Consider the following 25,518-nt stretch of genomic DNA (forward strand, 5'->3'; position numbering starts at 1 on the left):
TCAGCGGTCAACGCACACCTTCGGAAACACAGATCAGATAATCCAGCGCGGGCACCGTGACCCTGATGCTGGCGGGGGCGGTCGCCGCCGCGGGGCAGGTGCCACGCGAAGAGGACCAGTCGGCGGAGGCGGCGTCCACCTCGATGTTGGCGGTGATCGGGCTGGTGGACGTGTTGTACACGATCAGGGTCTCGCCCGGCCCGCCGGAAAGACGGCGCGACACGGCGAACAGGCCCGGTTCCTCGGCGGCGAACCGTACCGTCTGGAGGCCGCGCCGCAGGCGGATATCAGCCTGGCGCAGGCCGGCCATTTCCGCGATGGCGCGATAAAGCGGTGCCTCGGTGGAGAAGGCCTCGCGAGACCCGCCAGCGATGCGGTCGTCGGCATAGGAGGCAACGCGGGTATCGGCCATGTTCTGGCGGGCTCCGCCGTAGCCGCCGTCGCCGGTGAAGCCCTGTTCGTCGCCATAATAGATCGTCGGGACGCCGCGGCTGAACATCAGGAAGGCGTGGGCCAGGGTCGTGCGCGCCAACAGTTCCTCATCGTTGATGTCGGGCTTTGACGTCAGGATGAAATGGCCGATGCGGCCCATGTCGTGGTTGCCGAGAAAGGTCGGCAGGCCGAGCGCGGCCGGCTCGCCACCGGCGTACAGGGCGTCGGCCGCAAACAGACGCGCCAGTCGATCCGGTGCGACGTTCCGCGCCACAAGGTCGGTAACGGTGGACTGGAAGCCGAAATCCAGCACGGCCGGATAGCCGTCCACCCGGGTGTAGCGGGCCAGCTGGGCCGGATCGACGTCATAGACCTCGCCGAAGATGTGGAAGTTCGGAATGCCGTTGGCGGCGGCCCGCGCCTGCATGGCCGGCACGAAGGCCTGCCAGAATTCCGGATTGACGTGCCGCGCCGTATCGATGCGGAAGCCGTCCACCTTGTAGCGATCAATCCAGTCGCCGAAGATTTCGATCATCCCCGCAACCACGCGCGGGTGCTCGGTCATCAGATCGTCGAGCCCCGCGAAGTCCCCGTCCAGACTGCTCTCGTTGCGGAACGTCGTGTCGCCGCGGTTGTGATAGTAGATCGGGTCATTCAGCCAGGCCGGGACCTTGACCGTCGCCTCAGCCTCGGGGACCCACGGGGTGTACGCATAGTCCGGGCGGGTCAGCCGGTCGAAGTTGGAGCCGTCGAAGCCTTCATTGATCGGCGCGCCGTCCACGCCGCCGCGCCGGGTGTAGGGATAGTCCGCGCGGCTGCGGTAGGCGCAGTCGTTGGCCGGGCATTCGCGGTAGCGGATCACATCGGCCGTATGGTTGGCCACAATGTCCATATAAACCTTGATGCCTCGCGCATGGGCGGCCTCGACCAGGGCGTGCATGGCGGCGTTGTCGCCGAAGTGCGGATCCACGCGGGTGAAGTCGGTGATCCAGTAGCCATGTGACCCGGCGAACTCCCGGCCCGGCTCGCCCTGCACCGGCTTGTTCCGGAAGATGGGGGCCAGCCAGATCGCGGTCGCGCCGAGGCCCTGGATGTAGTCCAGCCGGCGGGTCACGCCGGCCAGATCACCGCCATGATAGAAGCCCTCGTGCGCGGGGTCGAAACCGTGGTCCAGACGACCACCGGCAATGCTGCCCGTATCGTTCGAGGGATCGCCATTGGCGAACCGGTCCGGCAGCAGGAAATAGATCACCTCGTCCTGGGGCAGGCGGGCTCGATGGTCCTGCGCCAGCGGCAGTCCGCCAGCCGTAACGGGGGTAGCGCACGCCAGGGCGAGAATCAGCCCGAGGGCCGAACCGCATGCGCGCGGGACCATGAATTGCATCGTCAGTCCTCTCCCGTTCCGGTCGTCGGATACAAGGCCCGGCGAACTCTTTGCAAGATTTTGCAGGGCTAATCCATCGTGTCAATCCGGCATGTCGGCCTTCTGTTTTGCCCGGAAGTGGCTGTGCTGCACTGCAGCAGCGCCATTAATCGCGGTGCCTTCACTGGCCGCGTTTGAGCCTTCTGCATTACAGGCTTGCAAGATTAGCGATTGTTTGCATATTTTTGCGTCGAGGTCCGGATCGCTTCGTCAGAAACGCGAGAAGACCCGCAGGGAGGAAGAGAATGAGCAACCGTATCAACACGCGTGCGCGTCTGATGGCCGGCGCGGCCATCGGCAGCCTGGCCTTGCTGGCCGTGGCCGGCGGAGCCGCGGCCCAAGCCCGGACGCAGGACGAGGCCACCCAGGTCGATGAGGTCGTTGTCACCGGCATCCGGTCGTCGATCACCAGTTCGATCGCGGCCAAGCAACGCAACACCTCGATTGTCGAGGTCATCACGGCCGAGGACATCGGCAAGCTGCCCGACGTGTCCATCGCGGAATTGCTGGCCCGGCTGCCCGGCCTCACCGTCCAGCGCCTGGACGGGCGCGGACAGCTGATCTCGATCCGGGGGCTCGGACCTGATTTCACCACCGCTCTGCTGAATGGCCGTGAGCAGGTGACGACCGGTGACAACCGCGGCGTCGAGTTCGACCAGTATCCGTCGGAACTGCTGAGCGGTGTGACCATCTACAAGACCCCGGACGCCCAGCTGATCGGCCAGGGTCTGGCCGGGACGGTCGACCTGCAGACGATCCGTCCTCTGGCCTATGGCCGTCGCGCGATCGCCGCCAACGTCCGCTACGAACAGAACGACATCGGTGCCCTGAACTCGGGCACGGACGACAACGGCGTTCGCTACAGCCTGTCCTATATCGACCAGTTCGCCGACGACACGATCGGGATTGCCCTGGGCTATGCCCACATCGAAAGCCCCTACCAGTCCGAGCGCTACAACAGCTGGGGCTATCCGACGACAGCCGCCGGCGATTTCGTCATCGGCGGCGTAAAGCCCTACGTCATGTCGTCCGAGCTTGAGCGCGACGGCTTCATGGGCGTGGTCGAGTTCCGGCCCAACGACCGTTTCCATTCAACGGTCGACGCCTTCTATTCCGAGTTCCAGAACACCCAGATCCTGCGGGGGATCGAATTTCCGCTGGCCTGGGGCGGCTCGGCCGAGACCGTGGCCGGGGCTTGCGCGGCCAACATCCAGACGGCGACCTGCCGGCCGGGGCCCGTTCTGGGCGCAACGACGACGGCCGCGGACGGCTTCGTCACCGCCGGGACTTTCGCCAACGTCAAGGGTGTGGTCCGCAACGACGTCAATGCACGCGAGAGCACCATCACCTCGGTCGGCTGGAACTCGGTCTTCGACGCCAGCGAGACCTGGTCCTTCATGGCCGATCTCAACTATTCCAAGGTCGAGCGGAGCGACATCGTTCTGGAAACGCTCGCGGGTACGGGGCGCAATGTCGCCGGAGCTCTCGACACCCTCGGCTTCAGCCTCGACGACGATGGCGTGGCGCGTTTCTCCAGCCAGCTGGACTATGCTGATCCCAACCTGATCCGCCTGACCAGCCCGCAAGGCTGGGGCGGCGACATCATTCCCGGTGGCCAGGACGGTTATCTGAACACGCCGTCGGTCGATGATGAACTCAAGGCCGTCCGTCTGGAAGCGCGGCACACCTTCACCGATGGCGGCCCCTTCAGTGCCATCAAGGTCGGGGTCAACATCTCCGAACGCGAGAAGACTTTCGTCAACGATCAGTACTTCCTCGGCATCCCGGGCGGGGCCTCGCCAATGGTCCCGCAGGCCTTCCTCCTGCCGGCGACCCAGCTGACCTATCTCGGTCTCGGCGGGGTGCTCAGCTACGACGCCCTGGGCCTTGTCGACTCCGGCTTCTACAACCTCGTTCGCAACCCCAACGCCGACGTCCAGTCGGGCAATTGGGCGGTGACGGAGAAGGTGAACACTGCCTACGTCCAGCTGAACATCGACCACCGGATGGGTTCGTTCCCCCTGACCGGCAACGTCGGCCTGCAGTATGTGGGCACGGACCAGAGCTCAAGCGGGTTCGCCGCGTCGGGCACCGGCGCGACCACGGTGTCGACCGCCGTCAGCGGGGGTCTGGAGTACGAGGAGTTCCTGCCGTCCAGCAACTTCATCCTCGAACTGCCGAACGATATGTATCTGCGTTTCGCCGCCGCCCGGACCCTGGCCCGGTCGCGCATGGACGACATGCGGGCGTCGCGGAACTTCAGCTTCAATGTGACGAACAATACGCCGGCGGCGCGGCCGGACCTGAACTCTCCCTGGAGCGGCTCGGGCGGAAATCCTGAACTGCGGCCGACGATCGCCAACGTCTACGACATCTCGTTCGAGAAGTATTTCGCCAACCGGACGGGTTATGTCTCGCTGGCGGGCTTCTACAAGGACCTCGAAAGCTTCGTCTTCAGCCGCAACCAGATCTTCGACTTCACCGGCTATCCGTCGGGCGGCGTGGTTCCGGTGATCAGCCAGGGCGTGGTGTCGGCGCCCGACAATGGTGAGGGCGGCTATATCTCGGGCGTCGAGTTCGCCCTGTCGGTGCCGTTCGACATCGTCAATCCGAGGCTGGAAGGCTTCGGCATGCAGGCGTCGGTCTCCCAGACGTCCAGCGAGATCAAGCCGGACGGCAACGCCGCCACCCCTCTGCCGGGTCTGTCGGAAACGGTCGCCAACCTGACGGTCTACTATGAGGCCAACGGCTTCCAGGCCCGGGTCTCGAACCGCTATCGGTCGGACTTCCTCGGCGAGGTTGCCGGCTTCGGCAATGGCCGGACCCTGCGCAGTGTCGCCGCCGAGAACGTGGTCGATGCCCAGATCGGCTATGAGTTCCAGTCCGGTCCGCTGGACGGGGCCTCGGTCCTGTTCCAGGTCAACAACCTGACGGATGAGCCGTTCCAGACCTTCCAGAATGGCGATGAGCGGCAGGTTATCGACTACCAGTCCTATGGCCGGACGTTTCTGATCGGCCTGAACTACCGCTACTGACCTAGTCCCGGTCACGCGTCTCCCCGACGCGTGGCTCCCTCCTCCCGGGGACGCAACCTGGCCGCGCGGGACACCGCGCGGCCACTTTTCGTTACGGACGCCAGAAATCGACTGGACGCGGCGGGAAATCCGCGTGAGGCAATGTGGCGCAGGTGCCAAAACCTGACAGGAAACGAGGCCAGGATGACCGAGACCCCCGCAGCGCCGGCCAAGGGCACGACCCTGGCCTTTGCCTATGTCACGACGCTGTTCTTCGCATGGGGGTTTGTGACCTCTCTGATAGGCCCGCTGATCGCCGCGGTGCGGCGGGTTTTCGAACTCAGCTATGCCGAGGCGACCCTGACCACCTTTGCGTGGTTCATCGCCTACGGCATTGCCTCGATCCCTGCGGCGGCGATCCTGAGCCGGCTGGGCTACAGCCGGGCCATCATCGTGGCCCTCGTCACCATGGTCGCGGGCTGCCTGATCGTGCCGATCGCGACGATCGTCGACTGGTATCCGGGGGTGCTGATCGCCCTGTTCGTGATCGCCTCAGGCGTGACCCTGCTGCAGGTCGGTGCCAATCCGCTGGTGGCGGCGCTGGGCGCGCAGAAGAGCTCGCACGCGCGGCTGAACTTCTCCCAGTTCTTCAACTCGCTGGGCACGACCCTGGGGCCGCTGCTGGCCGCGCCGATTCTGCTGACGGGCGGGGTGTTCGCCGCCGATGCCGTGATCACCGATCCGGCGACCCGCGCCGAGAGCCTGCGCAGCATCGACATCGCCTTCCTCGCGGTCGGCCTGTTCTTCGCCGTGGTCGCAGGGTTCATCTTCACCGCCCGCAAGACCATCAACGACGCCGCCCCCGTGCCGACGGCCGAGGACCGGATGTCACCGCTGGTGGCGCTGAAGTCGCCCTGGGCCGTGTTCGGGGCGCTGGCGATCTTCTTCTACGTCGGCTCGGAGGTCACGATCGGCGATCTGCTGACCAACTTCCTGCACAGCCCCGAGATCCTGAATATCCCGCTGGCCGCGGCCGGCAGTATGGTCGCCTATTACTGGGGCGGGGCCATGGTGGGACGGCTTGTCGGCGGGCTGCTGATGCTGACCCGGATCCCGGCCAGCGCGATCCTGATCGTCAACACCGTGGTCGCGGCGGTGCTGTGTCTGGTGGTCACCCAGACCACGGGGGTCACGGCGGCCTATGCGGCCATCGCCATCGGCTTCTTCAACTCGATCATGTTCCCGACCATCTTCACCCTGACGCTGGAGCGTTCCACGGCACCGGCCGCAGCGACCTCGGGTCTGCTGGTGTTCGGCATCATCGGCGGAGCGGTCCTGCCCCTGATCGGCGGACTGATCGGCGACAACGCCCCGACCCTGAACCCCGTCTTCTATGTGCCGCTGGTCGGCTATGCGATCCTTGTGATCTTCGCCTTCATGGCGTCACGCGCGAAGATCCACGCCAAGGTCGCCGCCGGTACGCCGGGCGGGCACTGAGGTCGCCGGCTGCGGGGGTGATCAGCCCCCGTAGCCGCGTCCGCCGCCGCCGAAGCCGCCGCGCGAGACCACGGTCGTGCGGCTCTGCACCCGGCTGGGGGCCTGACGCGCGACGTCACTGCCATAGTCCCGGCTGTTGGCGATTTGGCGGCCGGTGCGGTAGTCGCGGCTGATATAGCCGCCGCCATAGCCGTTCTGCAGATTACCGGCCCGGTCGCGGTACAGGGCCCCGCCGCCGCGATAGCCACCGCCGTTCAGCAGCTGACCGATGACGAAGCCGGTCAGCAGAGGGGTGAAGAAGGAGCCGCCCGAACTGTTCTGGCGGCACTGGTCCGGGCCCCACTGGCCCTCGCATTCCGATTGGGTGGCGTAGCGGGGCGCGGTCTCGGCGGCGAGCTTCTGCGCATTGGCCTGGGCCGCGTCACATTCGGTGTCGGTGATGTCGTTGGCCGCCTTGCACTCTTCCAGCGACGTGTAGGCCAGGGCCGGGTCCGGCGTCGGGGCGGCCACCTGGGGCGCACCGCAGGCGGCCAGGGAGAAGCTGGCCGTCGCCATCAGGCTGGTGACCTGAAGTGCGCGCGAGCGCTTCAGGCGGCGCATCGTGGTGGTTTCGGGGGCTGGGGGCGTGTCGGTCATCGTCTCCCTCACGTCGTCATGCAGGCGGCGTTGAGCAAGCCGACGCAGATGGATATTGAGGCCAGATAGACGCCTGCGGCCATTTCACCCGCCTCGATGCGGGCGGCCAGAGCGCGGTAGAGCAGGCGGCTGACGACGATGAAGGCCCCGATCTGGATGACGCCGGCCAGCAGCGCCCAGGCGGCGAACTCCGGCAGGCTGACGGTGTGGGACAGGGCCGAGGCCAGCGGCAGGACATAACCGATCAGGGCTCCCCCAAGGCCGACGGCGGCGGCGGTGTTTCCGGCCCGGATCAGATCCCGCTCATGATAGGGGGTGACCAGCTGGTAGATGTATTTGAACGCGGCGAAGAAGGCGATCGCGGCGGCGAAGGCCATGACAAAGGCGGTGGCCCCGGTCTGGAATGCGAACCAGTCGAACATTGGGTCTCCTTGAATGGGCCTAGGCGGTGAACTCGCCGACTTCGAGAGGGATGCCGACCATGATTTCGTGACTGACGTCGGAGGTTTTGCCCGGTGATTTCTCGGGCTCCATCTCCAGCGCCATCATCAGCTCGCGACCGCCCGCCAGATCGCGTGCGTACAGCATGCAAGTCTGGAAGATGCGGCCATAGGGGACGGTCGCGGTCCGGTCGTCCCAGATCGTTTCCCACAGGGTCACGGGCGGCTGGCGGGCGTCGCTTTCGGCGAACCAGAAGCGGGGATAGGTCGGCAGCTCTTCCGCCGTGCCGTCGAAGACGGGCTCGCTGAGGCGATCGCGCCAGACCCGGCGCTCGCGCTCACCGGGGGGATAGGCCGAGGTCCACGGAATGAAGAGCGAGAAGTCGTAGGCCTCGGCCCCTGAGGCGTCATCGCTCATGGCCTGCAGCATCACGTGGTCGTCGGTGTAGAAGCGGTGCACATGCTGGCCGCCATCGAGCGCGACCACGCCCTGGGCGGTGATTTCCAGCGCGTCGGTGTCGAGGTTAAACACGGTCTCGGGCTGCAGCCTGCGCCAGGCCAGCGGATCCAGTGACACGGTCCGCCCGACGGTGATGTTGCGCACGACCGCCAGCCGGTTTTCAGGCTCGACCGTCTTCTGTCCGCCGAAGAGACGCTTGAACATGTCCGTCCTTACCCCGCGAGTCCCGAGGCATCGAGCCTATTCGATGCGATGTAGAACAGACGGTCGCCGGGCTCGACGCGGCGCTCGGACGGCGGGTTGAAGGTCGGGCTGGTGTCGTGCCCGGGCTGGATGGCCAGCAGGGTGGCCCCATGGTCGAGCAGGACCCGGGCGAGGTCGCCGAACGGGCGGGCGGGCCGATCCGGCCAGCGCAGGCTGAACAGGGTCGCGCTGGCGTCCAGATGGCTGGTCAGGGCGCTGATCACCTGGCTTGCACCGGGGTCCTTGCAGGCCCGCGCGACCAGCTCTGGGCCGGCGGACAGGATGACCTCGACCTGGGGGCAGTGCTGGTCAATGAGGCGAGCGTGATCCTCGTCCTCGAAATAGCAGATGACATGGGCGCTGGCGGGGGCGAGCGCCGTCGCGGCCAGGGTCGCGGCCAGTGTGTCGGAATCGGAGTCCGTGAAGACCAGAACCCGGCTCGCCTCGCGGACACCCGCGCGGGTCAGGGCCTCCGTGGATGTCAGGCTGTCGGACTGGACATAGCGGACCCGCGGATCGGGTTCCGCAAGCGTTTGCCGTGTCAGCAGGATGAGCGTCTGGGCCTGAGACAGGTCAGAGCAGAGCTCGGCGATCATCTTCGGCGTTCGGGCCGCATTGTAACCGATCAGGACGATCGACTGGTTCATTCCGGAATAGTCTCCCTTACCGGCCCGACGGAGGCGCCAGACTTCGCCGATCGCCGCCAGTACCTTGGCGACCACCGTGGTGAAGGCGGCGATCGCGCCGGGAAACACCCACAGGGCGGTGATCAATCGACCGGAGTTTGTCGACGGGCTCAGGTCGCCGTAGCCGACCGTATAGGCTGTCGTCGCATACCAGTAGAAAAAGGTCGCCGGGCCGGTCAGTTCCGTCTCTCCCGAGACGGTGAACAACACCCATGTCGAGGCCGCGTGGAAGGCAATCAGCAGGAACAGCACGACCCAGTGAGTGTCGGCCATGGCATGGAAGGCTGCGTCGAAAAGGCGCGCCAGCTTCATTCGCGGCAGCAGCATCGCCTTGATCCCGATCGGACCCCATGCCCGGACAAGGTCGAGTCATCGCAGGCGGCTGGCGGATGTCAACCGTTCCTGTTACGCGTAACATGAAACATGAGTCATCTGACCCCCATCCCCTTGCAGTCCGCCAACGATCGGATCAGAGCTTGGCGCAAGGCCCGGCGCGAGGCCGGTATGGTCAAGCTGGAGTTCTGGGTGCCGGGCGCGACCAAGGAGGATGTCAGGGCGGCTGTCCATGCCATCGTCACCGAGTTCGACCCGCGGACCGGAGATCGCCCGGCGTCCTCGCCGCAATCCTTCTTTCGTCCCTTCTGGAGTGAACCACCCCATGGATGCTGTGATCGAAACTTCCTGGACTGTGCCGGCCATCCGGGCGGCGCTTGAAGGCTCCGAACTGACGCGCGAGGGCGAACTGACCGCGCGCATCGTCGAGGGTGTCGAGCCGGTTCTGCTGGTGACCATGCACGAATACGGAGATCTGCCGATCTATCTGTCGGTCGGAGGAGCCCAGATCGTATGTTCTGTCCTGTTGTGGCCGGTCGCCGAACAGGCCGATGCGGCCCGGTTCAACGAATTCCTGCTCAAGGCCCAGCGGGTGGTGCCCCTGTCCAACTTCGCCATCACGACGCTGGACGGACAGGATGTGTATGAACTGATGGGCGAGCTTTCTTGCAAGACGACGCTCCAGACCATCCTGATCGAGTTGCGCACCCTGGCGGAAAACGCCATCGACGCCACCGAGCTTCGCGAAACCTTCGGCGCCGAAGCGGCCGCCTGAACCGGAGACCAGACCCATGTCCATGCTCAGCAAACTGTCCGCCCTGTTCCGCGGCTCGGCCCATGAGGCGGGCCAGAAGGTGGTGGACGCCAACGCCCTGAAGATTCTGGATCAGGAAATCCGTGACGCCGACACGGCCCAGGGCAAGGCCCGCGACGACCTCGCTGGCCTGGTGGCGCGTCGCCGGATGGCCGAGAGCGAGATGGCCTCGTTCCGCGACCAGATCGGCAAGTACGAAAGCTCGACCCGGGCCGCCCTGTCCCAGGGCAAAACCGATCTGGCCCGCGAGGTGGCCGGCCGCATCGCCGAGCTGGAGACCCAGATCGGCGAGCGCGAACCCGTGATCGAGAACATGAAGGCCGCTGAGGCCCGGTTGCGTCAGGCCATCGCCTCGACCGACCAGAAGATCGAGACCCTGCGGCGCGAGATCGACATCGTGAAGGTCAATGAGTCCGTGCAGCGGGCCCAGACCTCGGTCGCGCTCCAGTCCGCCGGGGCCCATTCCCGGATCGGCTCGGCCGCCGACAGCCTGCAGCGCATCAAGCAGCGGCAGGCGGTGCAGGAAGAGCGTCTGCGCGTGGGGCAGGAGTTCGAGGACAAGCGCACCGGTGCCGACCTCGATGCCAAGCTGAAGGAGGCGGGGATCCTGCCGGGCCACGCCTCGGCCGATGATGTTCTCGCCCGGCTGACGGCCCAGGACGTGACGGTGGTCACGCCTCGTATCGGCACCAGTGTGCCGAACGAGAAAGAGCCGGGATAGACCACAGTCTCCTCCCCATTCACCTTCGCGAATGGGGAGGAGACAGGATCTCTCAAATGAAACGCCTCATTCTTCCTGAACGTCCCGACTGGCAGGCCAAGGCCGAGGGGCTGGGCTTCACCTGGCACCACGATTCCGGTGAGCCCTACTGGGACGATGCCGCGGCCTATGCCTTCACCCTCGCCGAGGTGGAGGAGGGCATCGAGGCCCCGACGGCCGAGCTCCACCAGATGTGTCTCGATCTGGTGGAAGAGGCGGTTAAGTCCGAGCGGCTGATGGAACAGCTCGATATCCCGGAGCGGCTTCGGGACTATGTCGCCGACAGCTGGAAGCGCGGCGATCCCTCGCTCTATGGCCGGTTCGACTTCGCCTGGGACGGCCAGGGGGCGGCGAAACTCTACGAATACAACGCCGACACCCCGACCTCGGTCTATGAGACGGGTGTGTTCCAGTGGCTGTGGCTGGAGGACCGGATCGCCGACGGTTCGATCCCGGCCGACACAGACCAGTTCAACAGCCTGCATGAGAAGCTGATCGACCGCTTCCGCACCCTCTTTCCGGAGGGGGGCTTTGTGCATTTTTCGTCCGATCCCGACTTCGTCGAGGATCGCCAGACCGTGCGCTATCTGGAGGATCTGGCGAAACAGGCCGGGATGGACCCGAAGTTCGTGGCGATCGGCGACATCGGCCTGAACGCCGACGGCCAGTTCGTCGACGAGGAAAACTGGCTTATCCAGGCCATGTTCAAGCTGTACCCTTGGGAACAGATGCTGCGCGACGACTATGCCGAGCCCCTGCCAACGGCGGATGTCTCGGTACTCGAGCCGGCGTGGAAGGCCATCCTGTCCAACAAGGGCATATTGCCGCTGCTGTGGGAGCGCCATGCGGGGCATCCCAACCTGCTGGAGAGCTATTTCGAGGCCGACCCGGCCGCCACGGCCCTTTCGACTGCCCATGTGCGCAAGCCGCTGTTCTCGCGCGAGGGGGCCAACATCTCGATCGTGGAGCCCGGGAGGACGGAACAGGGACTGGATGCCGGCTATGACGGACGGGCCATCCTCCAGGCGGTGCATGCGCCACCGGTCTTTGACGGTCGTCATGCCATCATCGGCTCGTGGGTCGTGGGCGAGGAACCGGCCGGTCTGTCGGTGCGCGAGGACACCGGCCGGATCACCCGGAACACGTCCCGCTTCGTGCCCCATTTCATCGCCGATCCGGCCTGATCCGATTGACCCGAACGCGCTGCGCACGGTCTGCGCGAAGCCCATGCGACGCAGGGTAGCGTCGTTCCCGGACCGTTGTGACACCGGCCTCGACAGGTCGGGAGACTCTCTTTAACGTTTGACAGGAAATCAGAGGAATGCGCCCGAATGGGCTGCAAGCGGTTGAAACGGCTTGTTTTCCTTTAGCCGCATCCTGGGGGAGCCAAAGTCATGCTGTTGTCGAGGATCGATCGCGTTCTGTCGGGCAACCCTGGCAAGGGTGATCGGACCCGCAGTGCCCTGGCCCCCGAGGCTGCGACCAAACCGGCCGTGCAGGATCCCGCGGGGATGATCGGCGAACGGTTCGAGACCATGCAGGACAGTCTCGAGCAGATGTCGGAAATGGCGCGCGATTTCGCCCGTTTCGAGGGGCTTCTGGGCGAGATCCGGCAGCCGCTGGCCGAAGAATTCCAGTCGCGCCGCGATGCCCATATCGAGGCGATCACCCTGCGCGCGGCCAAGGCCGAACTGGACGACCGGGTCGAGCAACTGACCACCGAAGGCCGGCGATTGGCAGAGGCTTTGGCCCAGGCGGAGTCGCGCGGTGACGAACTGGCCGCCCAGGTGGCCGAGCTGTCGGCCGCACTGCAGGAGGCCCGCCTGGAGTTGGACCGTCTCAGAAACCTCCAGTCCCAGGCCGTCAGCCGGATCGAGGCCTATGAGGCGGCCGAGAGGGCCAGCGGCCAGCGTATTCTCGAGCTTGAGCAGGATCAGGACGGCCTGCGCCACCAGCTCAAACAGGCTGAGTCGCTGAGGGCTGAGTCGGATACGATCCGCGCCCAGCTACAGCGCGACCATACGCTGGCGATCGAGGAGAACACCGTCCTTCGGCGCCGCATGGAAGAGGTTGTGGCCGAGGTCGCCACGCTGGCACGGGCCGCCGCGGCGGGTGAAGGTCAACTGGCGGCCGAGCGGGCCCGGGCTGCGTCCGAACAGGCCGAGTCCGCGCGCGCCCTTCGCGCCATGGAAAACCAGCTCGAGGCTGACCGGTCCGAACTGGCGGCGCTGACCGCCCGTCTCGATGCGGCGACCGCACGGGCGAACGGGCTGGACGTGCTGAACGCCGAACAGGCCAGCCGTCTGGCCGAGCTTCAGGCGGTGTCCAATGCAGCGGGCCGCCAGGGCGAGACCCTGCAGGTCAGTCTGGATCGCGCGATGGAGCGCGTCCGCGCGCTCGAGGCCGCGGCCGAGGACTCGCGTCAGCGCCAGGCCGCCATGGACGTGGCCCGTATCGCGGCCGTCGACCGCGCGGAGGCTCTGGCCAAGGCCGCAGCCACGCATGACAAGGCGATCGCCCGCGCGGAAGACCGGATGGTCAAGCTGCAGGCCCGTCTGGCCGGGGTGCAGGACGAACATCAGTCGCGTGTGGACGCCATGACCCAGCAGATCAGCAGCCTTCGGGCCGATCTGGAAAGCGTCCGGGCCGAGGCCGCCATGACCACGGCCGCGCTTGAGGCCGCCCGGCGCGACCGCGGCGCGCGCTATGTGCCCCAGGACGCCCCGGCATCGGTTCAGTCCATCGTCGGCTGACCGCGGCGCAGGTCCGCAGATCGCGGACCTGATGACTGTTCATTGCTCGTCAACGCTGTTTGCGGCATGACGGGAACGAATGACGAACGCAGCGACTCGAATTCTGGGACTGGACCCGGGCCTGCGCCGCACGGGCTGGGGCGTGATCGTGTCCGAAGGGGCGCGGTTGCGCTGGGTGGCGCACGGGGTGGTGTCGCCGCCTGAGACCCTGCCCCTGTCTGACCGGTTGCTGTGGCTGCTCGAGAAAGTCGGTGAAGTCTGTGCCGATCACAGCTGTGACGAGGCCGCGATCGAGGAGGTGTTCGTGAATGTGAACCCATCCTCGACCCTGAAGCTGGGCCATGCCCGGGCAGCGGTCATGCTGGCCCCGGCGCGGGCGGGCCTTTCGGTGGCGGAATACTCCCCCAATCTGATCAAGAAGGCGGTGGTGGGGGCCGGTCATGCCGACAAGACCCAGATCGCCTTCATGGTGAAACGGCTCCTGCCCGCGGCCGGTGAGGTCAAGGCCGATGCGGCCGACGCCCTGGCTGTGGCGATCACCCATGCGCAGCTTCGCAAACGGACCCTGCTGGAAGCGCTGAATCCTGTGCGAGGGGCGGCATGATCGGGCGGCTTCGCGGGGTGCTGGCCGAGGTCGAGGAGGGGCATTGCCTGATCGACTGCGCCGGCGTGGGCTATGTCGTCGCCTGCGGCGCGCGCACCCTGCAGCGGCTTCCGGCCCCCGGGGACGAGGCGACCCTGCATGTGCATTCCCAGTGGAGCGAGGACGCCGGCCCGCGGCTGTATGGCTTTTTGGCCCGCGACGAACGTCGGGCCTTCACGACCCTTCTCGGCATCCAGGGCGTGGGTCCCAAGGCGGCGCTTTCGGTGCTGGATGTTCTGCCGCCGGGGGAACTGGCGGGTGCCGTCGCCCGCGACGACAAGGCCGCCATTGGACGCGCCAACGGGGTCGGGCCCAAGCTGGCGCTGCGCATCGTGACCGAACTGAAGGGCAAGTCGCTGGGCGACGTCTCCTTCACCCCGGCGGCGGCGGGCGTGCATGCCGAGGCCCCACCCCCGGTGCCGAGCGTGACGGGCGAGGCCGTGTCGGCTCTGCTGGGCCTGGGCGTGGCCGAGGTGAATGCGCGACGGGCCGTGGATCAGGCGCTGATCCGGCTGGGGGATGAGGCTGAGCTGTCGGCCGTGATCCGGGCCGCCCTGCAGGAGTTGGGGCGGTGACCGACGACCGCATCATCTCGCCCCAGCCCGCCCCCGGCGAGGCCTATGACCGGGCGTTGCGACCGCAGACCCTGTCGGACTTCGTCGGCCAGGAGGCGGCCAAGGGCAATCTGAAGATCTTCATCGAGGCGGCGCGAGGGCGGGGCGAGGCGCTGGACCATGTGCTGCTGTTCGGGCCCCCGGGGCTCGGCAAGACGACCCTGGCGCAGATCGTGGCGCGCGAGCTGGGCGTGGGGTTCCGGGCCACCTCGGGGCCCATTCTGGCCAAGGCGGGGGATCTCGCGGCCATCCTGACCAACCTCGAACCGCGCGACGTCCTGTTCATCGACGAGATTCACCGGCTGGCCCCGACGGTGGAGGAGATCCTGTATCCCGCCATGGAGGACCATGTGCTGGACCTGATCATCGGGGAGGGGCCGTCGGCGCGGTCGGTGCGGATCGATCTGGCCCCGTTTACGCTGGTGGGGGCCACGACCCGGGCCGGCCTTCTGGCCACGCCGCTGCGCGACCGCTTCGGTATTCCCCTGCGGCTGGAGTTCTATACGCCCGCCGAACTGGTGCGGGTCATCACCGGGGCGGCGCGCAAGATGGGGGCCCCGATCAACGACGAGGGGGCGGGCGAGATCGCTTCGCGGTCGCGGGGCACGCCGCGCGTAGCGGGCCGTCTGCTGCGCCGGGTGCGGGATTTCGCCGAGGCGGAAGGATCACCCGTGATCAACCGCATCGTGGCGGCCCGGGCGCTCAGCCGGCTGGAGATCGACGAAGCCGGACTGGACGCCAACGACCGGCGCTTCCTGAAGGCCCTGATCGAGAACTATGGCGGCGGACCGGTGGGGATGGACACCCTCGCTGCCGCCATCGCCGAGGCGCGCGACGCGGTCGAGGACGTGATCGAGCCCTATCTTCTGCAGCAGGGCTTCATCCAGCGCACGCCGCGCGGGCGGATGGCGTGTTCCAAAGCCTATGCGCATCTGGGGCTGACCGAACCGCCGCAACCCCAGGCGGCCCCCCAGGGCGGACTGTTCGAATAGCGACTTGCCAAGTGCGAGGCGGGGGGATTTGGTGACGGCGAACCGGAGACTGTCCATGATCCTTCGCGCGCTTGCCGCACTGTCCGTCATCCTCGGCGGAGGCGCGCTCTCTGCGCCTGCGCTGGCCGCAGACCCGGTCTTCACCGACATCGCCTGTCCCGCCGACTGGCCGACGGGCGTGCGCGAGGTGCGATGCGGGACCCTGACGGTGGATGAGGCGCGCGACGGGTCAAGCGACCGGCGGATCGACATCGCGGTGGTGATCGTCAAGGCGTCGACGCCCTTCCGCGATGCGTCGGGCACCTGGCTGCCTCCGATCGTGAACTTTCATGGCGGACCGGGCGGAGCCTCGACGCCGGGCGTCGGTCGTATGCTGCAGGCGGCGCAGCAGAACCCGGACGCGGTGGCCGTTGATCAGGACATGATCTTCTTCGACCAGAGGGGCGGCGGGCGCGGCGCGCCGTCGATGGATTGTCCGGGCGTCGAGCTGACCGACGCCGGGCCACCCTCGGATGAGGACCGCGACGGGCTGATCGCCTGTTTGAAGGGCTGGCAGGCGCAGGGCGTCGACCTGAACTGGTACAATGCCGCCGCCATCGCCGACGATGTTCGCGACCTCACGCAGGTTCTGGGGCTGGAGAAGATCGATCTGCGCGGCGGTTCTTACGGTCCCCGGATCGAGGCCGCCGTCATAACCCACCAGCCGCAGATCGTGCGCGCGGTGGTGATGGACAGCCCCTGGCCACCCGAGGGGAACTGGGCCGTGGGGACACCGGAACAGGTCTCGACCGCTGTCCGGATCATCCTGGCCAAATGCGCGGCCCAGGCCGACTGCGCCGCTCGTTATCCCGACATGCAGGCCCGCTTCGAGACCGAGGCCCGGCGCTGGCTGGCCGGACCCGTCACGGGCGGGGACGGGCGAACCTTCACCGTCGACGACCTGTCCGCCTTCCTGATGGATACCACCTACAGCCGCGTCGGCGTCCGGCGGCTGCCGGCCGATCTGGCGAAGATCATCGCCGGAGACCTGACGCCCGTGGCCGAGATCGCCGAGGACCGCACCTACTATTTCGAAGGTCAGCACATGGCCCATCTGTGCCGTGAGGAATTGCCCTTCGAATCGAAGGCGCGGCTGGTCGCCGGGGCGGCCGGTGATCCGGTCGCGGAGGTGCTGGTGCCGTCGCTGTCGCGCCTGTTCGACGTCTGCGCCGCCATCGGCGTGCGACCGGCCGACCCGATCGAGAATGCGCCGGTGGTCACCGACATTCCGACCCTGTTCGTGGCGGCCGAGATCGACCCGGGCTGTCCGCCGGCCCTGACCGAGGCCGCAGCGCGCGGCTATGCCAACAGCCAGGTGGTCATCGTGACCAACGCCACCCACGGGGTCATCGGGGCCAGCCTCTGCACACGGGCGATGGCGCGGGACTTCCTGCGCGATCCCTCGGCCCCGGTGGACCGGAGCTGCCTGCCCGCAGCCGACACTCCGCTGGACTTCACCCTGGATGCGCCGGTGACATGACCGACCAGCCGACCGCCGGCCGGTTTGAAGGCCGCGCGCACCTTCTGCCGGTGCGGGTCTATTACGAGGACACCGACTTCACGGGCGTGGTCTATCACGCCAACTATGTCCGCTATTTCGAGCGGGGGCGGTCGGACTTCCTGCGCAGCATCGGCATCGGTCATGCCGAGCTGCTGGAGGGCGCGGCCCCGATGGCCTTCGTCATCGCGGAGATGACCCTGTCGTTTGTCAGACCGGCCCGGATCGACGACGCCCTGACCGTGCGCACGCTGTATGATGCTGTGAAAGGGCCCCGGTTGCTGATCTCCCAGAGCATCGAGCGGGACGGCGAAATTCTGTGCCGGGCCGCGGTGACCGCGGTTTGCATTCATCTGGACGGGCGGCCGCGACGCCCGACGGCGGCTCTGGTCGAGGCCGTGAAACCGTGGTTGGCGGAGCGGACCGGGGTTGCCCCGGATTGAGGCTTGCCGGATACAGGCCACGCCTGTCTGGATCTGGCCCCATTCCTGCAGGGCATCCTCTCCATCACGCCATGAAACCGCCACGCGTGGCCGGTCGATAGGCCTCACGCCGTCTTTCAGGATCTGCCATGACTGTCGCCGCCGAAGCCTCGATGATGAACCCGGTGCACCTGTTCATGGCCGCCGACTGGGTGGTGAAATCGGTCATGATCGGTCTGGCGGTCGCCTCGGTCTGGTCCTGGAGCGTGATCATCGACAAGGCGGCCCGCTTCATCGCGCTGAACCGACAGGCCGATGCCTTCGAGGCTTCGATCGGCTCGGGCCGATCACTGGAGGAGGTGGCGGCCCAAGCCGGGCCGGAGCCCGCCCATGCCCTGCCGCGCATGCTGGTGCTGGCGCTGCAGGACTGGCGCGAGACGCGCTCGCGCGGGCCACTGACCGATACCCAGGGCAGCCTGCTGATGTCGCGCATCGACCGGGCCCTGGACGCCCTCATTGCGCGGGAAGGCCAGCGTATCGAGGAGGGGCTGGGCGTGCTGTCGGTCGTGGCCACGGCGTCACCCTTCATCGGCCTGTTCGGCACGGTCTGGGGGATCATGAATGCCTTTGGCCGCATCGCGGCCGCCGGCAACACCAACCTGACCACGGTGGCCCCAGCCATCGCCGAGGCCCTGTTCGCCACGGCGATCGGTCTGGCGGCGGCCATCCCGGCCTATATTGCGTACAACAAGTTCTCGATCGACGCGGGCAAGTTCACCGGCCGGCTGGAAAGTTTCGCCGATGATCTTCAGGCGGCTGTGGCCCGCCGTCTCGGCTCCACAAGCGCCCCGGCGGCGGCACCGCCGCCGTCCGCACCGGACTCCAGCTACCGCCGGAGCGTCTGAGCCATGGCCATGGGTGGCGGTGGAGCAGGAGGCCAGGGGCGCGGCCGACGCCGGGCGCGCAAGCGGCCACTGAGCGAGATCAATGTCACGCCGCTGGTGGACGTGATGCTGGTGCTGCTGATCATCTTCATGATCTCGGCTCCGCTGCTGACGGTCGGGGTGCCGGTCGAACTGCCGAAGACCGAGGCCAGTGCGGTCGAGACCGACAAGCCGCCGGTCACAGTGTCGATCGATCAGGAGGGGGCCATCTTCGTCCAGCGCGACGAGACCGCCTTCGACGCTCTCACGGACCGGATCGCGGAAGCCGCCGGTGACACCGATCGGGAGGAGCTGTCCATCTTCGTCCGTGCCGACGGTCGCGCGCCCTACCAGGCCGTGGCGCGGGTGATGGCGCGCCTGTCCGCCGCCGGTTTCACGAAGCTGAATCTCATCACCGACACGGCAGAGCCGTCTCCGGGCTCGGAAGGCTGAGCCATGGCCGGATCGCGTCCGTCACCGGCGATCCTCGGTGCCCTGCTGCTGCATGCGGGCGTGGCGGCGATGTTCTTCGTCCGGTGGCCGCAGAGCGAGGTGGAGATTCTGCCGACCGTGTCCTCCGTGCCCGTCTCGATCGTGTCCGAGACCGTCATCGAGGCCGCAGCGCCCGACAACCCGTCCGAGGAACTGGTGATGGAGGAGGCGGCGACCGCGCCGGTCGAAGCGCCGCCCGAGCCGACTCCCCCTACGCCAACTCCACCGGCCCCCAGCCCCCCTCCGCTCAGGCCGACCCCGGCACCGACGCCGCGTCCCACGCCGCCGCGTCCCGCCCCGACGCCGCCACGCGCCGCGCCGCCGACCCCGGCCCGTCCGACCCCGCCACGGCCTGTGCCGCCGCGACCGGCCGCGCCGAGCCGGACGGAACCCTCGCTGGATCTCGACGCCCTGGCCGGTCCCCGTCGTCCCGCACCGACGCAAGGGCCCCGGGCTCCGACCGGTCAGCAGGGACAAGGGCAGGCCCCCCAGGCGACCGGGCCACAGCTGACCGCCATCTTCAATCAGGTCTATCCCAACTGGACCCTGCCTTGTGACATCCCCGGCGCGAACGCTCTCCGGATCGAGATGGATGTCACCCTGGCCCCGGACGGCCGGATCACCTCGGGCCCGACGCTACGCAATGCGCGGTCAGAACTCTGTCTATCGCGCCGCGGCCGACGGAGCGCTCAGGGCCATCCGGCAGACTGCGCCCTTCGATGTTCCTGCAGGCTTTCCGGGGGGAGCCTACCGGCCCGTTTTCGTCACCGAACGGGCCTGCCGGAACCGGTAAAGCTGCGTCCGACGGTCCCTGATGTCTTGCCCGGCAAGGTCTGCCGTCCGCAAAGTCGCCCCATTCGCCCGCAAGCTGGCGTTTGTCACACGGTCTGGCGATAAGGACCGGGACACCCTCGCCTTCGCCCGGAGACATCGATGCGTCTGAATCTGATCCTCGGCACGGTTGCGGCCCTCGGCATGGCGGCGGCTTCTCTGGTTCAGGCCCAGACGCCGGCTCGGCCACCGCAGACGAGCGAACCCATCGAGGTCGAGATCGACCAGGGCGTGCTGCGCCCTTTCCAGATCGCTGTGGCCCCGTTCAGCGGCCAGAACGGCACCTCGATCGCCGAGGTCGTGTCGGGCAATCTGCGTCGGTCGGGCTTTTTCGAACCGATCAATCCGGCCAGCTTCATCGAGACAAACCTGACGCTGGCCAATGCGCCGAACTTTCCGCAATGGACCCAGATTGGGGCGCAGGCCGTGCTTTATGGCTCCGTCACGGCACGGCCGGACGGGCGCAACGACTTCGGCTTCCGGCTTTATGATCCCTACCGCCAGTGCCAGCTGGTCAGCTATAATTTCACCGCCACCCCGGAGCAGTGGCGCCGGATCGCGCACAAGATCGCCGACGTGGTCTATGCCCGGATGACCGGCGAGACCGGCATCTTTGATACCCGCATCATCTTTGTCGCCGAAAGCGGCACCGAGCTGAACCGGCTGTCACGCCTCGCGATTGTGGATCAGGACGGGTACAATCCGGTCTTTCTGACAGACGGGTCCGAGATCATCCTGACGCCGCGCTTTTCGTCCAACCCGGCCGAGATCACCTATATGGCGCTGGGCGAGGACTACAGCCGGATCTACCTGTACAATCTGACCACCGGTCGGCGCGAGAGCCTCGGCGAGTTCGACGGTCAGGCCCTGGCCCCCCGCTACTCGCCGGACGGCACCAAGGTGGCTTTTTCCATCATCAAGGGCGGAAACACCGACGTCTATGTAATGAACCTGCGCACGCGCCAGCTGTCGCGCCTGACCTCGGATCCGGGCATCGACACCTCGCCGTCGTTCAGCCCGGACGCGTCGCGCATCGTCTTCAACTCTGACCGGACCGGCACGCCACGCCTTTACGTCATGAACGTCGATGGCTCTGGCCAGCGCCCGATCAGCCGGGGCGGCGGCAGCTATACCGCTCCGGCGTGGAGCCCGCGCGGCGATCTGATTGCCTTCACCAAGTCGGGCGGCGGACAGTTCGGGATCGGGGTGATGAACGTTGATGGCTCCGGCGAGCGGATGCTGTCACGCAGCTATTTTGAGGAAGGCCCCTCCTGGGCCCCCAACGGCCGGTATCTGATGTTCTCGCGCCAGACGCGCGGCGGTAACACCAACCTGTGGATGGTGGACCTGTCCGGCCGTGTCATCGCCCAGTCCGGCTATCAGGAGCGGGGTTCCGATCCGGCCTGGTCGCCGCTGCTGGACGACAGTCCCGCTAATCTGGGCGTTGGCCAGGGGGCCGACAGCTGCTCATCCTAAGATACGCGTCCGGTATGACCGGGATCAATCATTACCTGCGGCTGTGGCCCATGCTAGAGGTCCCGGTGTCCGCCAGAGAAAAGGAGACGACCCGATGATGTCCACGTCCACGATCACCAAACTGGCCCTGGCGGGATTGATGACCGTCTCGATCGCCGCCTGCGCGCCGCGACGTCCGGTTGAAGGATCGACCGGGACGCCAGGCCCGGTCGCGAATGTGCCAGCCTATCCTGGTCCCGGCACCGGGACCATCGGTGGCGGAGCGATCGGTGCCGCTGCACCCGGTTCGGAGCAGGACTTCGTCGTTAATGTGGGCGACCGGATCTATTTCGACCTCGACAGCTACGCCGTCAGCCCCGAGGCCTATCCGCGTCTGGATGCCCAGGCCGCCTGGCTGGCACGCTATCCCCAGATCGCGGTCCGGATCGAGGGCAATGCCGATGAGCGCGGCACCCGTGAGTACAATCTGGCGCTCGGCGCACGACGCGCTGAGTCGATCCGCAACTATCTGATCGAGCGGGGCGTGTCGGCCGCCCGCATCGACACCATCAGCTTCGGCAAGGAGCGTCCGATCGCGGTCGGATCCAGCGAGGATTCCTGGGCCCGTAACAGGAACGGTCGGACCGCGATCGCCTCGGGCGCGCAATAGGCCGACGCAACAGCAGGTGACAGAGGGGCGTTCGCAGCCGCGGACGCCCTTTCTTTTTGACCCCGGGCTCGCTGCATTGCACACAGGGGCGAAGCGTTGCCTGAGGGGGCTGTTATGGACATTGAGGCGACCGGCGGGCTCGTGACCGGCGGCATGATCGCGGGTGCCGTCGAAAAGCCGACCGGCCATGCCGGTGAGGCCCATGCCGGCTGTAGTGACTGTGGAGAACCCGTCAGCGGCAAATTCTGCTCCAACTGCGGACAACCCACCCATGTCCACCGCAGCCTGCTGCATCTGGGCGAGGAGTTGCTGCATGGCGTCATGCATTTCGATGCCCGCATCTGGCGAACCCTGCCGCTCCTGTTGCTCAATCCAGGGAAACTGACCCGGGAATGGATCCACGGAAAGCGGACGCGCTATGTCTCGCCGCTGGCGATCTTTCTGTTCACCGTCTTCCTGATGTTCTTTGCCCTGAGCTTCGGCGGTGTTGAACCGCTGCAGCAGCAACCTCTTGAGGAGCGGCTTGTCGAAGCCCGCGCGGAGGTCGCCGATGCCCGGGCAGCGCTGACAGAGGCTGAAGTCACCTTCCGGGAAAACGAGAATGCACCGGGGTCTCGCGGTGTTCTGGCCGGTGCGGAGGGGGCGCTCCGGGGTGCCGAGGGATCCCTGCGGGCCCTTGAAGAGGCTCAGGCGGCCGGGCCCCGGACGGATGGTCTGGCTCCCGGTAGCTGGCAAGCGAGCCTTGCCAATTCGGTGCACGACGGATCGTTCCACGTTGGCTTCGGTGACGAGAAGACCAAGGAAAAGATCCTGCACAAGCTCGCGAACCCGGACTTCGCGGTCTACAAGATCCAGCAGACGGCCTACAAATTTGCCTTTCTCCTGATCCCGCTGTCGATTCCGTTCGTCTGGCTGCTGTTCCTATGGAAACGCGGGTTCACCTGGTACGACCACGGCGTGTTCGTGTTGTATTCCCTGACATTTATGTCGATCCTGACCATGGCGATCGGACTGTTCGGACGGTCGGAGAGCTGGGGGACCAGCACGGTCGCGAGCCTGCTTTTGCTGTCGGTGCCGGTACACATGTTTGCCCAGCTGAAGGGCACCTATGGGCTGTCATGGTTTTCGGCCCTTTGGCGAACGATGTTTCTGCTGAGCTTCTGCGTTCTCACCATCTCGATTTTCCTCGTGGCGATCATCCTCATGGGGCTCACCGGCTGATGCCTGGTCTTGCCGTTGCCGCAAATCGGTGGAACCTGTGATGCCATGAACAAGCCGCTCGCCTGCCGGACGATTGCCTTCGCCCTTGCTGTTGCCGGAGCCTCCCTGACTGCACCCGCAGGGTTGGCCCAGACCCAGGCTCAGCCGCTTCCGCCCGTCCAGTGGGACAACCGCCGGCTGGACCAGCTGGACCGCAATGTCCGCCGTTTGGAGCGGGCCGTAACCCAGAGGAACAGTCAGGGTCAGCCGGTTCTGGTCGAGCCGGATCCGGAAGTTGTCACCCTCCAGGGACGGGTGGCGTCCATGGACCAAAGGCTCGAGGATCTGGAGGCGACCGTTCAGCGTGTGAACGCGGATTTCGAACGCCTGACGTTTCAGCTGGACGAGAGCGACCGGGACAATGCGGCACTCCGCACCCGGCTGACCGACACTGAAGCCCGGCTGGAGCGTCTGGAGACCGCCGCCCGGCAGGCGGAGGCGGCGGCTCGGGAGGCTGCGGAGGCAGCAACCCGGTCGCCTACGGGGGATGCGGTTTCGGACCTTGCGGCGGCGCGCGCCCTGGCCGCCACCGATCCCATTGCCGGCCGGGCTGCGCTGGACCGTGTGGTGGCCAACTGGCCCGACACGCCTTCCGGCAAGGAAGCCCTGTGGCGGATCGGCGATATCGTCCGTGCATCCGGCGATCAGGCCGGGGCCGTGCAGCAGTATGCCAGTGCGCTCGCCGGCTGGCCGACCCTGCCTTGGGCCGGCGAGGTCACGCTGAAGCTGGCCCGGGGTCTGGAGGCGACCGATCGCGACAGCCAGGCGTGTGCCGCCCTCGGCGAATACAATCGCCGCTATGCCGCGACCTCCACGCCGGGGCTCCGCGCAATTGCGGCCGAGACCCGAACCCAAGCCGGGTGCCGCTGAAACCCACCGATGCCGCTCTCCTCCTGGCCGGGCGGGTGGCGGAACGGCTGAATGCCCGCCTGCAACACAATGTCTCGTCGCCGGTCGCACTGGCCCTCTCCGGGGGGGGCGACTCCATGGCCCTGCTGGAGATCGCGACCGGTTGGGCGAGATTCGCCGGGCGGCAGATCGTGGCCATCACCGTTGATCATGGTCTCTCGCCCGCCAGCCGCGGGTGGAGCCGGGCGTGCGCTGCGGCCGCCCGGACGGCCGGAGCTGACTGGATCGAACGCCGATGGGAGGGCGAAAAGCCGCTCACGGGCCTGCCGGCTGCCGCGCGTCGGGCGCGGCACGTCCTGATCGCTGAAGCGGCGCGTGAGGTCGGCGCGAAAGTCATCCTGTTCGGCCATACGGCAGACGACACCGCCGAGAGCGACTGGATGCGGGTCAACGGGTCCAACCTCGGGCACCTCAGGGAGTGGTCTCCCTCTCCCGTCTGGCCCGAGGGCCGCGGTTTGATGCTGATGCGCCCCTTGCTCGGGGAGCGGCGCGAGGCCTTGCGGGACCTGCTCCGGACGAGTGGGCGGGACTGGATCGAGGACCCCGCCAATGCCGGTTTCGCCCGTGGCGAGGCCCGGCGGGCACTGGGCGGATCCGCGGGTGAGACCGACCTCTCCCGAGGACCGCGTCCCGGCCGACCGCTGCCGGGGCATGTGACGCCCCTTTCACTGGGTGAGGGGTTTGAGGGGGGCGGGGGTCTGGGCGTGACCCTGATCTGTGCGGCGGGGCACGATCGGCTGCCCCGGTCCGATCGATTGAATGGGCTGGCGATCCGACTGGCCCAGGGCGACCCCTTTGCCGCGGTGCTCGCCGGTGCCCGTGTTCAACGGTCTGGCAAGCAGGTGGTGATCACGCGTGAGGCCGGCGAGCTGCGCCGGCGTCCGTTGCCGCCTCTGGCTTTGACAGCCGGCGAGCCAGCGGTGTGGGATGGGCGGTATGAGATTACCGTCGATGACGCGGGATGGCGGGTCGTCCCGGCCCTTGGGCTCCTCGCCCGGCTGACAGACCGTGACCGTGCAATTGTCGCCCGGTCACCTGCGGCGGCGCGCGGAACCCTGCCCGTCCTGATCCGGGAAGGCTCGACCGCCCCGGTTCTTGCATGGCGCAGGGCCCGGGTTTTCAGCCTTGCACCCCGACGTCTGAGCCTGGCGTCGGGCGAAACGACGCAGGAAAGCGACCTCAATCGAACGATTCATGGCGAAACGCCGCCGCCTGACCTATTTTGACGACAACGACGTAAAACCCATGCCGGTCCCCGGGTCGGCGACGAGGATTTCAG

General features: G+C 67.0%; 24 protein-coding genes. 19 read left to right on the forward strand and 5 right to left on the reverse strand.

Features of this window, described 5'->3' with window-relative positions; all coding sequences use genetic code 11:
* Window positions 1-7: 7 nt before the first annotated feature.
* Window positions 8-1,807, reverse strand: a complete 1,800-nt coding sequence (locus SJY26_RS06135; RefSeq protein WP_396595252.1) for an alpha-amylase family glycosyl hydrolase — start codon at window positions 1,805-1,807, stop codon at window positions 8-10.
* 293 nt (window positions 1,808-2,100) lie between these two features.
* On the opposite strand from SJY26_RS06135, the gene SJY26_RS06140 reads away from it, so the two are divergent.
* Together SJY26_RS06140 and gluP are read left to right on the forward strand one after the other, a co-directional pair.
* Window positions 2,101-4,890 (forward strand): TonB-dependent receptor, encoded by a 2,790-nt coding sequence (locus SJY26_RS06140; RefSeq protein ID WP_396595253.1) that lies wholly within the window; start codon window positions 2,101-2,103, stop codon window positions 4,888-4,890.
* Window positions 4,891-5,073: 183 nt separating this feature from the next.
* Window positions 5,074-6,366, forward strand: a complete 1,293-nt coding sequence (gene gluP, locus SJY26_RS06145; protein WP_396595254.1) for a glucose/galactose MFS transporter — start codon at window positions 5,074-5,076, stop codon at window positions 6,364-6,366.
* Between the two features lie 21 nt (window positions 6,367-6,387).
* On the opposite strand, the gene SJY26_RS06150 is transcribed toward gluP, so the two are convergent.
* From SJY26_RS06150 to SJY26_RS06165, 4 genes are read right to left on the reverse strand one after another with little or no spacing between them, the layout of a single operon-like run.
* Window positions 6,388-7,002 (reverse strand): DUF1190 domain-containing protein, encoded by a 615-nt coding sequence (locus tag SJY26_RS06150; RefSeq protein ID WP_396595255.1) that lies wholly within the window; start codon window positions 7,000-7,002, stop codon window positions 6,388-6,390.
* Window positions 7,003-7,010: 8 nt separating this feature from the next.
* Window positions 7,011-7,424: a DUF350 domain-containing protein gene (locus tag SJY26_RS06155; protein WP_396595256.1), complete on the reverse strand. Its 414-nt coding sequence runs from the start codon at window positions 7,422-7,424 to the stop codon at window positions 7,011-7,013.
* A 19-nt stretch (window positions 7,425-7,443) separates the two neighbouring features.
* On the reverse strand, window positions 7,444-8,106 hold the full coding sequence (locus SJY26_RS06160; RefSeq protein ID WP_396595257.1) for a YjfK family protein: 663 nt from the start codon (window positions 8,104-8,106) through the stop codon (window positions 7,444-7,446).
* Window positions 8,107-8,114: 8 nt separating this feature from the next.
* A complete protein-coding gene (locus SJY26_RS06165; RefSeq protein WP_396595258.1) occupies window positions 8,115-9,158 on the reverse strand; it encodes a potassium channel family protein in 1,044 nt (347 codons plus the stop codon).
* A gap of 331 nt (window positions 9,159-9,489) precedes the next feature.
* Between SJY26_RS06165 and SJY26_RS06170 the strand changes: the two genes are divergently transcribed.
* The 17 genes from SJY26_RS06170 to tilS all read left to right on the forward strand — a co-directional run bounded on the left by SJY26_RS06170 (window position 9,490) and on the right by tilS (window position 25,465).
* Entirely contained in the window at window positions 9,490-9,939 is a 450-nt protein-coding gene (locus SJY26_RS06170) for a YjfI family protein (RefSeq protein WP_396595259.1), read from the forward strand.
* 16 nt (window positions 9,940-9,955) lie between these two features.
* On the forward strand, window positions 9,956-10,699 hold the full coding sequence (locus SJY26_RS06175; protein ID WP_396595260.1) for a PspA/IM30 family protein: 744 nt from the start codon (window positions 9,956-9,958) through the stop codon (window positions 10,697-10,699).
* A 56-nt stretch (window positions 10,700-10,755) separates the two neighbouring features.
* Entirely contained in the window at window positions 10,756-11,922 is a 1,167-nt protein-coding gene (locus tag SJY26_RS06180) for a glutathionylspermidine synthase family protein (RefSeq protein ID WP_396595261.1), read from the forward strand.
* A gap of 210 nt (window positions 11,923-12,132) precedes the next feature.
* On the forward strand, window positions 12,133-13,491 hold the full coding sequence (locus SJY26_RS06185) for a hypothetical protein (protein WP_396595262.1): 1,359 nt from the start codon (window positions 12,133-12,135) through the stop codon (window positions 13,489-13,491).
* A 79-nt stretch (window positions 13,492-13,570) separates the two neighbouring features.
* Window positions 13,571-14,095 (forward strand): crossover junction endodeoxyribonuclease RuvC, encoded by a 525-nt coding sequence (gene ruvC, locus SJY26_RS06190; protein ID WP_396595263.1) that lies wholly within the window; start codon window positions 13,571-13,573, stop codon window positions 14,093-14,095.
* Window positions 14,092-14,709 carry a Holliday junction branch migration protein RuvA gene (gene ruvA / locus SJY26_RS06195; RefSeq protein ID WP_396595264.1) on the forward strand — a complete coding sequence of 206 codons (618 nt, stop codon included), beginning with the start codon at window positions 14,092-14,094 and terminating at the stop codon, window positions 14,707-14,709. The genes ruvC and ruvA overlap by 4 nt, the downstream gene beginning before the upstream one ends.
* Window positions 14,706-15,740, forward strand: a complete 1,035-nt coding sequence (gene ruvB / locus SJY26_RS06200) for a Holliday junction branch migration DNA helicase RuvB (RefSeq protein ID WP_396595265.1) — start codon at window positions 14,706-14,708, stop codon at window positions 15,738-15,740. The genes ruvA and ruvB overlap by 4 nt, the downstream gene beginning before the upstream one ends.
* A 55-nt stretch (window positions 15,741-15,795) precedes the next feature.
* On the forward strand, window positions 15,796-17,259 hold the full coding sequence (locus tag SJY26_RS06205) for an alpha/beta hydrolase (protein WP_396595266.1): 1,464 nt from the start codon (window positions 15,796-15,798) through the stop codon (window positions 17,257-17,259).
* Window positions 17,256-17,720, forward strand: a complete 465-nt coding sequence (locus SJY26_RS06210) for a YbgC/FadM family acyl-CoA thioesterase (RefSeq protein WP_396595267.1) — start codon at window positions 17,256-17,258, stop codon at window positions 17,718-17,720. Before SJY26_RS06205 ends, SJY26_RS06210 begins: the two co-directional genes overlap by 4 nt.
* Window positions 17,721-17,848: 128 nt before the next feature.
* Window positions 17,849-18,604: a protein TolQ gene (gene tolQ, locus SJY26_RS06215; protein WP_396595268.1), complete on the forward strand. Its 756-nt coding sequence runs from the start codon at window positions 17,849-17,851 to the stop codon at window positions 18,602-18,604.
* Between the two features lie 3 nt (window positions 18,605-18,607).
* On the forward strand, window positions 18,608-19,075 hold the full coding sequence (gene tolR / locus SJY26_RS06220) for a protein TolR (protein WP_396595269.1): 468 nt from the start codon (window positions 18,608-18,610) through the stop codon (window positions 19,073-19,075).
* A 3-nt stretch (window positions 19,076-19,078) separates the two neighbouring features.
* Entirely contained in the window at window positions 19,079-20,011 is a 933-nt protein-coding gene (locus tag SJY26_RS06225; protein ID WP_396595270.1) for a hypothetical protein, read from the forward strand.
* Between the two features lie 36 nt (window positions 20,012-20,047).
* Window positions 20,048-21,421, forward strand: a complete 1,374-nt coding sequence (gene tolB, locus SJY26_RS06230; RefSeq protein WP_396595271.1) for a Tol-Pal system beta propeller repeat protein TolB — start codon at window positions 20,048-20,050, stop codon at window positions 21,419-21,421.
* A 97-nt stretch (window positions 21,422-21,518) separates the two neighbouring features.
* Window positions 21,519-22,070: a peptidoglycan-associated lipoprotein Pal gene (gene pal / locus SJY26_RS06235; RefSeq protein ID WP_396595716.1), complete on the forward strand. Its 552-nt coding sequence runs from the start codon at window positions 21,519-21,521 to the stop codon at window positions 22,068-22,070.
* A 114-nt stretch (window positions 22,071-22,184) separates the two neighbouring features.
* Complete coding sequence (locus SJY26_RS06240; RefSeq protein ID WP_396595272.1) at window positions 22,185-23,291, forward strand: DUF3667 domain-containing protein; 1,107 nt, start codon at window positions 22,185-22,187, stop codon at window positions 23,289-23,291.
* A 45-nt stretch (window positions 23,292-23,336) separates the two neighbouring features.
* Window positions 23,337-24,200, forward strand: coding sequence for a tol-pal system protein (locus SJY26_RS06245; RefSeq protein ID WP_396595273.1), 864 nt, complete (start codon window positions 23,337-23,339; stop codon window positions 24,198-24,200).
* Complete coding sequence (tilS, locus tag SJY26_RS06250) at window positions 24,191-25,465, forward strand: tRNA lysidine(34) synthetase TilS (RefSeq protein ID WP_396595274.1); 1,275 nt, start codon at window positions 24,191-24,193, stop codon at window positions 25,463-25,465. The genes SJY26_RS06245 and tilS overlap by 10 nt, the downstream gene beginning before the upstream one ends.
* The last annotated feature ends 53 nt before the right edge of the window (window positions 25,466-25,518 follow it).

It is taken from the genome of Brevundimonas sp. R86498 (genome assembly GCF_044598075.1).
Taxonomy (GTDB): domain Bacteria; phylum Pseudomonadota; class Alphaproteobacteria; order Caulobacterales; family Caulobacteraceae; genus Brevundimonas.

Excerpts from the sequence above, each read along its gene's own strand:
- SJY26_RS06135 (WP_396595252.1), bottom strand. The coding sequence starts at position 1,807 with ATGGTCCCGCGCGCATGCGGTTCGGCCCTCGGGCTGATTCTCGCCCTG.
- SJY26_RS06140 (WP_396595253.1), top strand. The coding sequence starts at position 2,101 with ATGAGCAACCGTATCAACACGCGTGCGCGTCTGATGGCCGGCGCGGCC.
- gluP (WP_396595254.1), top strand. The coding sequence starts at position 5,074 with ATGACCGAGACCCCCGCAGCGCCGGCCAAGGGCACGACCCTGGCCTTT.
- SJY26_RS06150 (WP_396595255.1), bottom strand. The coding sequence starts at position 7,002 with ATGACCGACACGCCCCCAGCCCCCGAAACCACCACGATGCGCCGCCTG.
- SJY26_RS06155 (WP_396595256.1), bottom strand. The coding sequence starts at position 7,424 with ATGTTCGACTGGTTCGCATTCCAGACCGGGGCCACCGCCTTTGTCATG.
- SJY26_RS06160 (WP_396595257.1), bottom strand. The coding sequence starts at position 8,106 with ATGTTCAAGCGTCTCTTCGGCGGACAGAAGACGGTCGAGCCTGAAAAC.
- SJY26_RS06165 (WP_396595258.1), bottom strand. The coding sequence starts at position 9,158 with ATGCTGCTGCCGCGAATGAAGCTGGCGCGCCTTTTCGACGCAGCCTTC.
- SJY26_RS06170 (WP_396595259.1), top strand. The coding sequence starts at position 9,490 with ATGGATGCTGTGATCGAAACTTCCTGGACTGTGCCGGCCATCCGGGCG.
- SJY26_RS06175 (WP_396595260.1), top strand. The coding sequence starts at position 9,956 with ATGTCCATGCTCAGCAAACTGTCCGCCCTGTTCCGCGGCTCGGCCCAT.
- SJY26_RS06180 (WP_396595261.1), top strand. The coding sequence starts at position 10,756 with ATGAAACGCCTCATTCTTCCTGAACGTCCCGACTGGCAGGCCAAGGCC.
- SJY26_RS06185 (WP_396595262.1), top strand. The coding sequence starts at position 12,133 with ATGCTGTTGTCGAGGATCGATCGCGTTCTGTCGGGCAACCCTGGCAAG.
- ruvC (WP_396595263.1), top strand. The coding sequence starts at position 13,571 with ATGACGAACGCAGCGACTCGAATTCTGGGACTGGACCCGGGCCTGCGC.
- ruvA (WP_396595264.1), top strand. The coding sequence starts at position 14,092 with ATGATCGGGCGGCTTCGCGGGGTGCTGGCCGAGGTCGAGGAGGGGCAT.
- SJY26_RS06205 (WP_396595266.1), top strand. The coding sequence starts at position 15,796 with ATGATCCTTCGCGCGCTTGCCGCACTGTCCGTCATCCTCGGCGGAGGC.
- SJY26_RS06210 (WP_396595267.1), top strand. The coding sequence starts at position 17,256 with ATGACCGACCAGCCGACCGCCGGCCGGTTTGAAGGCCGCGCGCACCTT.
- tolQ (WP_396595268.1), top strand. The coding sequence starts at position 17,849 with ATGACTGTCGCCGCCGAAGCCTCGATGATGAACCCGGTGCACCTGTTC.
- tolR (WP_396595269.1), top strand. The coding sequence starts at position 18,608 with ATGGCCATGGGTGGCGGTGGAGCAGGAGGCCAGGGGCGCGGCCGACGC.
- SJY26_RS06225 (WP_396595270.1), top strand. The coding sequence starts at position 19,079 with ATGGCCGGATCGCGTCCGTCACCGGCGATCCTCGGTGCCCTGCTGCTG.
- tolB (WP_396595271.1), top strand. The coding sequence starts at position 20,048 with ATGCGTCTGAATCTGATCCTCGGCACGGTTGCGGCCCTCGGCATGGCG.
- pal (WP_396595716.1), top strand. The coding sequence starts at position 21,519 with ATGTCCACGTCCACGATCACCAAACTGGCCCTGGCGGGATTGATGACC.
- SJY26_RS06240 (WP_396595272.1), top strand. The coding sequence starts at position 22,185 with ATGGACATTGAGGCGACCGGCGGGCTCGTGACCGGCGGCATGATCGCG.
- SJY26_RS06245 (WP_396595273.1), top strand. The coding sequence starts at position 23,337 with ATGAACAAGCCGCTCGCCTGCCGGACGATTGCCTTCGCCCTTGCTGTT.